At 49.3% G+C, this 12,432-nt stretch carries 10 protein-coding genes and 2 pseudogenes; all 12 read right to left on the bottom strand.

From position 1 onward, the window contains the following. A partial coding sequence (locus tag AC06MN_RS06050) for an IS5 family transposase (protein WP_475671456.1) occupies positions 1-1,037 on the bottom strand: 1,037 nt, incomplete at its 3' end. A 51-nt stretch (positions 1,038-1,088) separates the two neighbouring features. After that, positions 1,089-1,664, bottom strand: coding sequence for a 7-carboxy-7-deazaguanine synthase QueE (locus AC06MN_RS06045; RefSeq protein WP_475671455.1), 576 nt, complete (start codon positions 1,662-1,664; stop codon positions 1,089-1,091). A gap of 39 nt (positions 1,665-1,703) precedes the next feature. Continuing rightward, positions 1,704-2,072 carry a 6-carboxytetrahydropterin synthase QueD gene (gene queD / locus AC06MN_RS06040; RefSeq protein ID WP_475671454.1) on the bottom strand — a complete coding sequence of 123 codons (369 nt, stop codon included), beginning with the start codon at positions 2,070-2,072 and terminating at the stop codon, positions 1,704-1,706. 31 nt (positions 2,073-2,103) lie between these two features. Beyond that, positions 2,104-2,286 (bottom strand): annotated as a pseudogene (locus AC06MN_RS06035) (7-cyano-7-deazaguanine synthase); the annotation flags it as partial. Positions 2,287-2,673: 387 nt separating this feature from the next. After that, complete coding sequence (locus tag AC06MN_RS06030) at positions 2,674-3,876, bottom strand: sensor histidine kinase (RefSeq protein ID WP_475671453.1); 1,203 nt, start codon at positions 3,874-3,876, stop codon at positions 2,674-2,676. Then, positions 3,873-4,553: a response regulator transcription factor gene (locus tag AC06MN_RS06025; RefSeq protein ID WP_475671452.1), complete on the bottom strand. Its 681-nt coding sequence runs from the start codon at positions 4,551-4,553 to the stop codon at positions 3,873-3,875. The genes AC06MN_RS06030 and AC06MN_RS06025 overlap by 4 nt, the downstream gene beginning before the upstream one ends. A 64-nt stretch (positions 4,554-4,617) precedes the next feature. Continuing rightward, positions 4,618-7,722 carry an efflux RND transporter permease subunit gene (locus AC06MN_RS06020; protein ID WP_475671451.1) on the bottom strand — a complete coding sequence of 1,035 codons (3,105 nt, stop codon included), beginning with the start codon at positions 7,720-7,722 and terminating at the stop codon, positions 4,618-4,620. Then, positions 7,715-8,800 carry an efflux RND transporter periplasmic adaptor subunit gene (locus AC06MN_RS06015; protein ID WP_475671450.1) on the bottom strand — a complete coding sequence of 362 codons (1,086 nt, stop codon included), beginning with the start codon at positions 8,798-8,800 and terminating at the stop codon, positions 7,715-7,717. Before AC06MN_RS06015 ends, AC06MN_RS06020 begins: the two co-directional genes overlap by 8 nt. 2 nt (positions 8,801-8,802) lie before the next feature. Further along, positions 8,803-10,086 carry a TolC family protein gene (locus AC06MN_RS06010; RefSeq protein WP_475671449.1) on the bottom strand — a complete coding sequence of 428 codons (1,284 nt, stop codon included), beginning with the start codon at positions 10,084-10,086 and terminating at the stop codon, positions 8,803-8,805. 449 nt (positions 10,087-10,535) lie between these two features. After that, entirely contained in the window at positions 10,536-11,786 is a 1,251-nt protein-coding gene (locus tag AC06MN_RS06005) for a polysaccharide biosynthesis protein (protein ID WP_475671448.1), read from the bottom strand. Between the two features lie 13 nt (positions 11,787-11,799). Next, positions 11,800-12,042: a hypothetical protein gene (locus AC06MN_RS06000; RefSeq protein WP_475671447.1), complete on the bottom strand. Its 243-nt coding sequence runs from the start codon at positions 12,040-12,042 to the stop codon at positions 11,800-11,802. Between the two features lie 194 nt (positions 12,043-12,236). Then, positions 12,237-12,432: pseudogene (locus AC06MN_RS05995) on the bottom strand (IS5/IS1182 family transposase); the annotation flags it as partial.

Raw genomic sequence — 12,432 nt, 5'->3', positions numbered from 1 at the left:
TTGGTCAAGGTGTTCCTGGCGGCATTCCGCGCGAAGCCGATGACGCGGCTGAACATCCCGTGCAGGTTCAGCCCGCAGTAGCCGAACACATGCTCCACACGCACCCTCGTCTTGGAATTCTTCCGGTTGACCGTATCCTGCTTCTTGCCGAGCTTTCTCCCTCTCACACTGCGCTTGATGACGCGGCCCTTCATCCGGCATTTGCGCATCACGCTTTTCACGTTCTTTCCGATATATGCGCTGTCGGCATGCAGTTCCTGGCCTCTGTCGTCATTGTCTATCAGCAACCTGGTCGGAACGGAGTCGTGCTGTTCCGCACTCGTGGTTACCGCCTTCTTTATCAGCTTGCTCTTGGCATCGACCTTTGCGTGGTTCTTGTAGCCGTAATATTTCTGGCCGCCCTTCTTCGTCCATCGGGCATCCGTGTCCTTGTGCCTCTTCTTGTTGGCCTTTTTCTTCTTGTCCTCCTCGCTATCTCCTTCTTCCTCGTTCCATAGCTCGTTGCCGCGTCCCTCCTTTATGGCCTTGTTCTCCTCGCGCGTGTTGCGCTGGCGGGGTACTTCCACGAAACTGCCGTCTATTATCACGCCCTGATTCATTATCAGATTCTTCTCCCGCAGGAACTTGTCAAAATCTGCAAAGAGTTTGTCATAGAGATTCTTTTCCGTCAGCTGTTCTTTGAATGTCCAAATGGTTCTGGCATCGGGCACCTTGTCGCCGCTTGCAAGTCCGAGGAAATTCCGGAAACTCGTTCTGTCAACAATCTGGTATTCGGTCTGCTCATCGCTCAAATTGTACATCCGTTGAAGCACGAGTATCTTGAACATCAGCACATAGTCGTAGGGCTTTGCTCCAGCGTTCGTCAGACGCTCTCTATACAAGCCCATCTCCAACGTCTCACGAAACATCTCGAAATCAATCGTTTCAGAAAGTCTTTCCAGCGGATTTCCCAATGCGTTCAACATTGAAGTTCTTTCTTCTGAATCAAATAAACCTTGGTTGCCAAGTTTTCTGTATGCCCTTTTGTATGTGTCCATTTTCTCTTCAAATTTGCGGCAAATATTTATTTGATTATCAAAGAGTTTTATTTAGAAATGCCCATGTGTCTGTAATGATATTTTCCATGTGGGGTGCGCGAGACAATACTCCACCACCGCCTTTATGTTCTGCCTGTTCCGATCCTCATCTTTCGTGTCGCACGGCTGCAGATAGTAATGTTCGGCAACGATGGATTTGTATTTCTCCACATCCGTTCCATCGTACACCACCTTGACCTCGGAACACGACCGCAGCACCACCTGGGCGTTGGGGCAGTAGTTGTCCTTGGGCGAGCACGTCACCCAGTCTATGCCCTCGGGCAACGCATGGGTGCCATTGGTCTCTATTGCGACAAAAAAGCCCTGTTCTTTCAACTGTTTGACAAAATCATCATCTATATACAACGACGGCTCACCGCCCGTCAACACGATGAACCTTGCCGGGTAGGCCTTTATTTGGCGCAATATTTCGTCAACCGTGAGAAACGCCCCCGACTGATGTTCCGTATCGCAAAACGCGCAAGAAAGGTTACATCCCGAAAAACGGACAAATACGGCTGGCATGCCCACATTGTGGCCTTCACCTTGGACGGAGTAAAATATCTCGTTGATTTTATACTGCTTCATGGTGGGTTCTATAAATTGATTTCTTCGCAGAAAAGTATTTTATCTCTCAATATCCTCACTCACTGAATTTGTAGAACCCGCCTCCACATAAGTGGCTATATTGTTCTCGTTCTCCTGAACCGTCGCCTTGTAGCAGTGCGGCACCGTGTCCACAATCCACTTGGCCATATTCTCGGCTGTGGGGTTAAATGGCAAAATGTCGTTGAGGTACTTATGGTCCAGTTTGTCGTGAACCAACTCCTTGATGCGCTTGAAGTCGCATACCATGCCGTTCTCATCCAGCGTCTCCGACTTGCAGTAAACGGTTATTATCCAGTTATGGCCGTGGATGTCGTTGCACTTGCTTTCATAGTTGAGCGAGAGCCTGTGTGCCCCAGCTATCTCCATCCGTTTGGTAATGTAATACATAGAAAAAAATTACAGAACACCTATTGTCAATTTATTTTTCATACTCCGTCTTGTCGGCTATCCCTGCCAATCTGAAAGCCTCCTTGCGTTCAATGCAGGTGCCGCACACACCGCAATGCAGGTCGCCGCCCTTATAGCAGCTCCATGTTTGCGACAGGTCCAGGCCGCAGTCGTGACCTCGGCGGGCTATTTCCGCCTTGGTGAGCTGCGTATAGATTGGGACAGGTGCCTGTCCCCCGTCCCCTGCCGTTTAACATTTAACATTTATCATTTTAACACCCTCCCGAACCGTAGCACCAGCAGCAGGACAATCAGCGCCACCAAGATCGCGAAAATCCATTTCAGGTACTTGAGTGCCGAGGGTGTATGAAAGTTCCTGTCCCCCTGATTCCGGATTCCGAATAAATTAAAATATAGCAAAATTTTTTCTCTCCGCCAGGTCGTCGGCAGCCGTCCGGCAAGAGGGTACTAAGTAAGGAAGAAGAGGGGAAGAAGAGGGTGGGTCTTAAGTATTGTAAATCAGCCTGTTGCAAAAGTGCAAAATTGGCCCTTTTTTCGTTTTTTTCAAAAAATGAACGGCTTTTTTTGCAGTGCGTAACGTTCAGAGTATCACTGCTTTCCGTGTTTTTTGGAACAAAACCTTGAATATGGTGCCCTCTTCGACGTGAGAGGTGACCGATATGTCGGCTCCGAGACGTTCGAGGATGCTTTTTGAGAGGGCAAGACCCACACCCTCGCCTGACATGGCACTTGCATTTGAAGCGCGATAAAATGGTTGGAATATATGTTTAAGCTCCGTTTCTGGAATACCGATGCCCTTGTCCTCAATGATGAGTTCTGGTTGGCGGATGGTCACCGTGACGGGATTGCCGTTGGAATATTTCACTGCATTGCTTACAAGGTTATGGATGGCGATGCGAAGCAACTCAGCGTCGATGTCGATCGTGAAATCTTGGACTACATTCAGCCTCACGTTGTTTTTACATTCAGGAGCGACGACTGCCGAAAGGCTTATCGTCTGCACCTTTGACTGGTCAATCTTTCCATCGCGGGCATGTGAGAACTGCAGCAGTTCGCGCATGATGACGATGATGCGGTTGGTCTCCTTGGAGATGCGTTGAAGTGTGTCGCGATATTCAGCCGGCTGACGGTCCAACATCAGTGCCACCTCACACTCGCCTTGTATGGCAGTGAGCGGGTTGTTGATTTCGTGAGAAGCATTGTTGACAAACATCTTCTCGGTTTGATAGTCCTTGTCTATCCGGTTGAGCACCTTGTTGGCATAAAGATGGCTGATGAGATAAAGGACCCCGGCAGAGAGCAGCACCAGCAGGAGCACCCCCCGAAGCAGCATTTTTTTGATGTCGTCAATGAAGGGATTCCGGCTGAGCACAACCACGGCAAAGGTGCCGGTATTGTCATAATAGACGAAGGCTATGCCCACCTCGTCGCCTGCCTCGAAACGGATGGTCTGATTGTCGAACAGCCGCGCCGTCTCTTCCTGGTCGAGGTATCGGGAGAGCTGCTTCACGGCAGATGGCCGGTCGGCCAGATTGACAAACAGTTCTTTGGAGGTAGGAATGGAGTTCTGCCTGCGTATCACAACATTGCGATATTTCACTGGATCGAGTTCGTCTTCCGAGAACTTCTCCTCGGCAAGTGCATGAGCTTTCTCTTCGAGATAGTGATAATAGATGTCGTCGGTATAGTTAGAGGCCGCAAGGAAGAAGATCATGGTCGTGATGACAACCAATCCGATTGTTATTCCTGAATATAGCAACGAGATTTTGTTTCCTATGTTCATCTTTTCAAGCAATAACCCGTTCCTACCACCGTCAGTATCATCTTATGTTCAAAGCCATCGTCAATCTTATGTCTCAGATAGCGTACATACACATCCACGATGTTGGTGTTGGTATCAAAATCCTTGTCCCAAACATCCTTGAGCAACTGCTTGCGCGAAAGGATCTCCCCCTCGTGCTCCATCATGTATTGCAGCAGCCTGTATTCCTTGATACTCAGTTCCCACTCTTTGTCTTGCCGGTAGGCTTTATGTGTGGAGGCATCCAATCGCAGGTCGCCACAAATGGTATTGGCATGATTCCCATTCAATGCAGCCCTGCGAAGCAAGGCCTGAATACGAGTCAACAACTCCACGAACTTAAACGGCTTGGCAATGTAATCGTCAGCACCCGATTGCAGTCCGTTCACCACATCGTCTGTCGTGTCAAGGGCAGTGAGCATCAGCACAGGCATCTGATAGCCAAAGGTTTCCCTGATATTCCGGCACACCTCCAGCCCTGTCATTCCTGGCATTCGGATGTCAAGCAGCACCAGGTCATAGCGATTACCCTCACTGAGCAGTCGCCACGCCTCTGTACCGCTATTGACTGCTGTGACTTCGTAGTCGAACCCTTTGAGTCCCCGGCTTACAAAATCGGAGATGTTTTCCTCATCCTCGGCCATCAAAATTCTTTTCATCGATCAAAACTGTTTTTTTCGGATGCAAAATTACGCATTTCATTCTTCATTTCCTCAGGCAATCTTACAGAATTATATTAATATTGACCCGCTGGTAGATTTTTTCCACTATCAACGGGAATATAAACAACGTGAACACCGTAGCGCCAATCAGTCCGCCGATGATGACGATAGCCAATGGCCGCTGACTCTCGCTTCCTATGCCATGACTGAGTGCCGCCGGAAGCAATCCCAAAGTGGCCATCATGGCTGTCATCAGTACTGAGCGGATGCGGGCGTGCACGCCTTTCTCCACAGCCTCCTTCAGTGGATAACGAAGACGGACGAAATGCTTGATGTCCATAATCATGATTACCCCATTCTGAATACAGATGCCAAAGAGGCAGATGAAACCGATGCCTGCAGAGATGGAGAAGTTGAAGCCTGTCAAAAGCAGAATCAAGATACCACCGACAGCGGCAAATGGCACGTTGGTCAACACGAGGGCAGCATCACGGGCATTGCCAAAGAGCACATACAGGATGCCGAAGATAAGCAGGATGCTGATGGGCACGACATGTGCCAAACGGCGGGTTGCCCGCTTTTGATTCTCGAAGTCCCCGCTCCATTCAATCTTATATCCCTCAGGCAACTGTACTGCCTTCGCCACCTTCTCACGGCTTTCGTCCACCGCGCTGCCCATATCCCGGTCGCGTACAGAGAACTTCACAGCACAATAGCGTACATGGTTTTCACGATAGATGATCAGTGGTCCGGTGATGGTCTTGATCGTGGCCAGTTCGTTGATGGGTATCATCTGCCCGTCGTCTGTCGGCACTTTGATTTTGCCGATGGACTCTGCATTGTCGCGGAAAGGCTTGTCGTAGCGCACCACGAGGTCGAACTTGCGCTCTTCCTCATACACCTGCGATGCAGCCTTACCGCCAATGGCCATCTCAATGATGCTCTGGACATCGTCTTTGGCGACACCATAACGCGCCAATCGACCTTCGTCAATGTTGATTTGCAACTCCGGCTGGCCCATGTTCTTGAGGACACCCAAGTCGGCAATACCGCGAATAGGCTTCATTATCTTATAAATCTCGCCTGCCAATCGCTCCGTCTCGTTAAGATCTTTGCCGTACACTTTTGCCACAATTGCACCTTTAACACCACTTACGGCCTCCTCCACATTATCTGAGATAGGCTGCGAGAAGTTGAAGTCGATACCTGGATAAACGCTCAGCCCCCTCTCCATCTCCTCCACCAGTTGCTCCTTGGTTCGCCCGGTCTTCCATCCCTTTTCGGGGTGCATCTTCACAAACAACTCGATATTATAGAATCCGGTGGCATCCGTGCCGTCGTTAGGTCGCCCCGTCTGCGTCATCACCTGACTGACCTCTGGGAAGGTGCGCAGGATGGCGCGGAAACGGTTGGCCAGCTTCACACTCTCGTTCAGCGACACGCTTTGCGGCAGTGTGGCACGCGCATAGATAGACCCCTCGTTCATCTGGGGCAGGAATTCCGAGCCCAGAAAGGCGAATGAAGACAGGCCAGCCACCATGACGGCGATAGCGATGAGAATGGCCTTCGTGCTGTTGCGATGGCAAATCAGGAAGAAACCATCAAACCATTTATAGACATACTCCAGGAACTTGTTCTTCTTTTCTGCGATATTCTTCTTCAACATTATGGAAGAAAGGACTGGCACCAGGGTAAGCGTGAAGACCAAAGCGCCAAGAAGTGCAAAGCCCAAGGTGAATGCCAGCGGCGTAAACATTTTGCCCTCGACCTTCTGGAAAGAGAAAATCGGCAGAAGTGCAGTAATAATGATGAGTTTTGAGAAGAACACCGACTTGGCTTTGCCACGAGCCGTAGTGCGAATCATTCCTGCCTTGCTGCGCTTGTTGAAGGCCTCCATGCCAATCTCTCGCGCTTGCGAAGAAAGTGCCACAAACAATGCCTCCACCATCACCACGGCACCATCAATGATGATGCCGAAGTCGATTGCTCCCATCGACAGCAGGTTGGCACTCATGTTGTTCAGGCGCAGACAGATGAAAGCAAAGAGCAGCGCCAACGGAATGACGCTTGCCACAATGACCGTGCTGCGCCAGTCGCGCATAAAGAGGAAAACGACCAACGTGACCAACAAGATACCTTCAAGCACATTATGGAACACCGTGTTCACGCTGAGGCGCACCAGGTCCTCGCGGTCATAGAAAGCCTTAATCTTTACATCTTTAGGCAAGTCCTCGCGCTGTATCTCGTCAATCTTGTCTTTCAAGGCGGCAATCACCTTTTCGGGATTTTCGCCCTTGCGCATCACCACGATGCCCTCGACGACATCATTTTCATCTTCCCGACCAACCTGGCCCAACCGAGGCTGGCAAGATTCATGCACCTTTGCAAGATTGCGAACGAGGATTGGCGTGCCATTCACGTTTTTGACCACAATATCGCCAATCTCCTGGATGTTGTTGATCAAGCCGATGCCTCTAACGACGTAGGCTTGGGAATTACGTTCAATGACGTCGCCACCAACATTCACATTGCTGTTGGCGATGGCCTGATAAAGTTCGAGACTGCTGATGCCGTATGTGGCAAGTTGGTTAGGATTGACGCTCACTTCAAAAGTCTTCACCTCACCGCCAAAGCTTACGATGTCGGCAATGCCGGGAACACTGCGGAGTTTGCGCTCAATCACCCAGTCTTGCAGCGTCTTCAGCTCTCTTACATCTCTTTGGTTGCTTGACAGGGTATAACGGAAAATCTCACCCGTAGGCCCACTAAGTGGTTGCACCTCTGGCTCCACCCCGTCCGGCAAATCCGCATCGTGAATCATGTTATACACCTGCTGACGGGCAAACTCGTCGTCCACATGGTCGTCGAAAATCACGGTGACGACCGACAAGCCAAAAAGCGTCGTGCTGCGGATGTCAGTCTTCTTTTGGACTGAGTTCATGACTGTCTCAATAGGAATCGTCACGAACTTCTCAATCTCCTCGGCAGAGCGTCCACTCCACTGGGTAATGATGGTAACCTTTGTATTGGTAACGTCAGGAAACGCATCCACGGGAGTGTCCATGAAACACAGCACACCCATCACCACTGTTGCCAGCGTGAGGCAGATGATGAGATATTTGCGCTTGAGCGAGAAGGAAATGATGAAATCAATAAACTTATTCATCGTATGAAGCGTTAAAGTACAACAATGCATTCTTCGTGACGACCGTTTCGCCAGCCTTCAGGCCTGAAGAAATAAAGCTACGCTCAGCCGCCGTATGAGCCACGCGGACTTCCCTGCGCTCATATCGGCCCTCGTCGGTCTGCACCATCACATAGTCTTTGCCATGGCTGAAAACCACGGCCTGCGACAATACGGCCGGCAATTTTTCGCCTTTTGACGAGAGGCTCACATGGACATTGGCAAAAATGCCCGGCTTGAGTTTGCCTTCAGGATTATCCAAGCACACTCGCACTTTCATCGTTTTGCTCTCGCGGTCAAGCACGCTATAGACCTTGTCAATCTTTCCGTATGATGTCTCGTCGGGATAGGCCATGGTCGTTACCGAAACGGAAGCGCCTGCATGTATCTTGGCGATGTCGCTTTCATAGACGTCTGCGATTACCCAAACCCTTTGCAGGTCAGCGATCTCGATAGCGGCTTCGTCATTATTGTCGTCGCTCACATACGAGTCGTTGTAGATTCGTTTATTGATGACATATCCCGAAATAGGCGCAATGAGCGAAGCATTGGCCTTATCGCCAAACCCATTGATTCTTGCCACATCATTCAGGCGTTGCCGCTCGGCCTTGGCCATCAGCACGCGCTCATGGGCCTCCTCGACCTCCTTGTCGCTGGCCATGCCACTCTTGTGCATGTCTTGCTGCATGGCATATTGTCGCTCAGCCATACGAATCTCGGCATCAGCGTCGTTTATGCTCTTGCGATGCTCGGCAGCCCCTTCGCTCTGTATCACTGCCAACAGCTGTCCACGGCTGACCTTGTCACCGACCTCCACCCTGAGATCGCTCACACGGCCAGTACATGGGATAAACACTTTGCGCAACAAGGCTTCGTCGTAGGCGACATTGCCATTTAGCACCAATTCATCATCAATCTCACAAAGTTCAACAATCTTTGTGTCAAGCACTTGTTCTTTCTCGACGGCAGCAAGCGGTTTCTCGCCATCTGCCTGATGATTCTTACTGCCGCAGGATGCCAGTGCCAGCACTCCTGCAAATAACATTGTATATGCTTTCATAACTATAAACTATCACCTATCAACTTAATTATTTCTTCATTTGATTTTGCGAGTTTCGCTCTCGCATCAAGCATTTGGAATTTTGTGTCGCGATAGCTGCTGTACAAGTCAACCAACTCGACGACAGAGATGTTGCGTTTCATAAACTGTTGCTCGGCAGCCTCAATAAGCCTGTCAAGGTCAACAGACAGGTTTTGCTTCTGCTCCTCCACGAGTTTGAGATTCTGCATTGTGGAGCGATAAAGTGTCAATAAAGAAGCATGGAGTTCGTTTTCCTTTTGCACTTTTGACAAAGCGGCTTGTGCATATTGCGCCTTGGCTGAACGGATGTTGCCTTGGCTTCGGTTCCATAACGGCACGCTGACTGTCGCTCCCAAAGCAAAGAAGTTGTGACCTATGCTGCCATTCTTGTCCCACTCGCCATGAATCGTAATATGGGGCAAAGCCTCGGATTTTTCCACATTCAACGCCTGGCAAGCACTTTCTTGTTCATACGTCATTTGCACAATTTCAGGGTGGTTTTGTACAATCGACTGAAGTGAAGAAGCGTCAGATGGCGTGGTGAAGGGCTGAAGCCTTGCGAGGTTCTTTATTGCACTTGAAACAATGTCATCATCGTCCATCAGCGCCTCTATCATGCTTTCGCTTTCTTGATTGAACAAAACGTGCAGTTGCTTTTGCAATTCGATCTCTTCGATGAGCATTTCAGCCTTTTCCGAACGCAATTGGCTGAGCATAGCCGCAATACGGAAGGTCTGCATCTGCGACACGTTCCCTTTTTCAGCCTGCTCCTGGTAGGCATTCAATATCTTCTCCACCGAAGAGATTTCCTGATTATAGACTTCCAGTTTCTGCTGCACATTATAAAGATCGACAAATGCAGTCCTGGCGTCATATCTCACCTCAATCCATGCCACGTTGTAGGCAGCCTTGCTGGCATTGAGCATAGCCTCCGCTTGCCTCACCTTGTTTTTATACTGCCCACCAATAGCAATCGGCTGAGAGATTTGGACATCGGTCTCGCCGTCATATCCTGTATCGAACCACTTCCGGTTCACAGGATTCTGCACGTTGTGCATCACCTGTATCTCAGGATTTTCGTACTTCTTGGCTTGTACCAATTGGCCCTCGGCAGCATCTATTTCGAGGCGCGAATGCTTCAGTTGAAGGTTGCCACGAGCCAACACACTATCCACCTCAGCGATAGTCATGGGTCTGTTCTGTGCAAGGACATTGACCACTGACACGTTCAAGAGTGTCCACAAAAAAATGCTTTTCAATTTCATGGCTGCAAAATTACTACTTTTCGCCAAGACGTTGAGAAAAAGGCAATTAGAAGGCGTTCATTCCATATTAGAAGTTTCTAATTGGTGCGTAAGACGCTGATTACGTATGCCTTGCGGTGTTGGAGAAGGGCCTGTTTTTGTTGCTCCGCCGGTGCTGGAAAAGGGGCGCAATGGGGGTGGATTGCGGCCGCACTATATCATCCTTATCCTCACTCGCATGAGAGATAAACAAATCATACTTCTTCTCATACATAATAATCTTCGATAGTTTAAATGAAACTTTATTCCCCAGCCGTCAATCTTCAGCCCGCCACCCTTTCTCAAACATATTGATTTTTTCTTTTGTGCTCCTCTATAAGCGCCAGCAGTTCCTTAAGTTTGCTCAATCTAGGTTCTTTCTGTTCTCCGACATTCATTTGTTTTCGGGAGTGTTTACACCACGTATAGAGCTACATTTTTTGATCCAAATTCTTTCCTTTTTCCTCATGCTCGAAGTTGGGGATAAACTCCTTGATGGCCTCCACCACCTGAGCCTTGGTGAAGTCCTCTTTTGCAAACAGTCCTTCCAGTTTCTCGAAGAAAGCGTTCACCTCGGGCATGGGTCTGCGGGTGGTTTCCACCACCACACCCAGTGCCATGAAGCGGTTCATGTTGATGCGCTCACCCGGAATGTAGAACTCCTCGTAAGCCTTCTCACCAGTTGTATCACTCTTAAAGTACACCGTTGGGTATTTTATTAGTTGAGAGTTTAGAGTTGAGAGTTTAGAGTCAGTGGCAAGTTCAGAGTTTTTAAGTTGATAGGCTTTAAGCTTAGCTTCCTCATCGGTTGCGCAAAGGTCTTTCTCCATACCGTTAGCCTCAACAAATTTATCGCAGATGGAAGAGAACGTCAGCATCTGGTCTTCACCCAATTTCGGGAAGAACACTTCGCCGCCATTGCCCAGGATGCAAGCCAGCATACAAATCTGACCAGACTCCTCAGGCGACACGAAATAACGCTTAACGTCCGAAGGTGCTGCCAGCGGCTGCTTCTTCTGCAAACGGTGAATCCATCCGTCAGGCAAGGAGCCGTTGCTGAACGCCACATTCGCAAAACGGGCAGTGGTGACTTTGAAGTACTTGTTGTAAGCCATCACCAAGTCCTCCATAATGCGCTTCGATGCACCCATGATGTTCACAGGATTGGCCGCCTTATCAGTCGATACGCAGAAGAAGTGCTTCGGAGGATAGACCGTCAGCAGATCCATCAGCTTCTTGGCCTTGATGCCGTTGTTCTCTATCAGAGCCTGAACTGAATACCTGTCCTTCTCCGAGCGCACATGCTTGTGGGCAGAGAAGTTCGCCACAATGTCAAAGCCCTTCTCCTCACGGAAGATGCGCTCGAAGATGGGGTCAGCGAAGTTCAGCGTATAGCAGCGGAACTCATCCGGCACATAGAGGCCGTTGGTCGAGCGCACATCGCGCACCAGCTCTGCCAGCCCGTTCTCATTCAGGTCAACCACCACCACCGATGCTGGCTCAAAGCGCAACACCGCCTTGATGAAACTGGAACCAATGCTGCCAGCCCCACCTATCACACACACTTTCTTTCCTTTTATCTCACGAGTAAGTGTCTCCGCATTAGCCTTGATGTCAGGCTCGAACATGCTGGTAGGCCTAAAAGTAACACTATCAGCTATAAATTTTTCCAGATTAAACATAGTATATGATCATCTAATTTATTATTGTCACCATTAATCCCGCCATAACCGCGATAAAGATACTCATCAGCATCCCAGCAAGCACATATTCTGTTTTGGCGGTTTCTTTATCGCCAAAGCGAATGATTGATTTCGCCGCAATCAGCAGACCTAGAGCCTCGTAGCGTTGCATGATGACGAAAGCCAGAATCAGCCAACGCTCAATAATGCCTATCAGCGCACCCGCATTAAAATCACTGGACCTTTCTTCAGGCATATTCACACTATAGGGGACTTCTATTTTTTACATTTTTGCGCCATTCCTCTGAACTTCGTGAAGTCCGTTAGCCAAAATTCAAAGTGAACAACGCGGCAAATATATGAATTTTCTTCTATTTTCTAACTTTTCATCATTATTTCATGGTGTGTGGTGGGGGGGGTAAATTATTACATATCAATATGTTATATAAACTAATTCATTCCTAATCGTACTATTTGCTCATATCGGCACACGTTGTAAACCAGATTGGTCAAGGTGTTCCTGGCGGCATTCCGCGCGAAGCCGATGACGCGGCTGAACATCCCGTGCAGGTTCAGCCCGCAGTAGCCGAACACATGCTCCACACGCACCCTCGTCTTGGAATTCTTCCGGTTGACCGTATCCTGC

It is taken from the genome of Candidatus Limimorpha sp. (assembly GCF_056203535.1).
Note: the sequence above shows the minus strand (reverse complement) of the source record. Positions and strands in the feature narration are given on the sequence as shown.

What these genes read in the sequence shown, in the direction of transcription:
- queD (WP_475671454.1), bottom strand. Translation starts at nt 2,072, where the DNA reads ATGTATTACATTACCAAACGGATGGAGATAGCTGGGGCACACAGGCTC.
- AC06MN_RS06020 (WP_475671451.1), bottom strand. Translation starts at nt 7,722, where the DNA reads ATGAATAAGTTTATTGATTTCATCATTTCCTTCTCGCTCAAGCGCAAA.
- AC06MN_RS06015 (WP_475671450.1), bottom strand. Translation starts at nt 8,800, where the DNA reads ATGAAAGCATATACAATGTTATTTGCAGGAGTGCTGGCACTGGCATCC.
- AC06MN_RS06045 (WP_475671455.1), bottom strand. Translation starts at nt 1,664, where the DNA reads ATGAAGCAGTATAAAATCAACGAGATATTTTACTCCGTCCAAGGTGAA.
- AC06MN_RS06000 (WP_475671447.1), bottom strand. Translation starts at nt 12,042, where the DNA reads ATGCCTGAAGAAAGGTCCAGTGATTTTAATGCGGGTGCGCTGATAGGC.
- AC06MN_RS06005 (WP_475671448.1), bottom strand. Translation starts at nt 11,786, where the DNA reads ATGTTTAATCTGGAAAAATTTATAGCTGATAGTGTTACTTTTAGGCCT.
- AC06MN_RS06010 (WP_475671449.1), bottom strand. Translation starts at nt 10,086, where the DNA reads ATGAAATTGAAAAGCATTTTTTTGTGGACACTCTTGAACGTGTCAGTG.
- AC06MN_RS06030 (WP_475671453.1), bottom strand. Translation starts at nt 3,876, where the DNA reads ATGAACATAGGAAACAAAATCTCGTTGCTATATTCAGGAATAACAATC.
- AC06MN_RS06025 (WP_475671452.1), bottom strand. Translation starts at nt 4,553, where the DNA reads ATGAAAAGAATTTTGATGGCCGAGGATGAGGAAAACATCTCCGATTTT.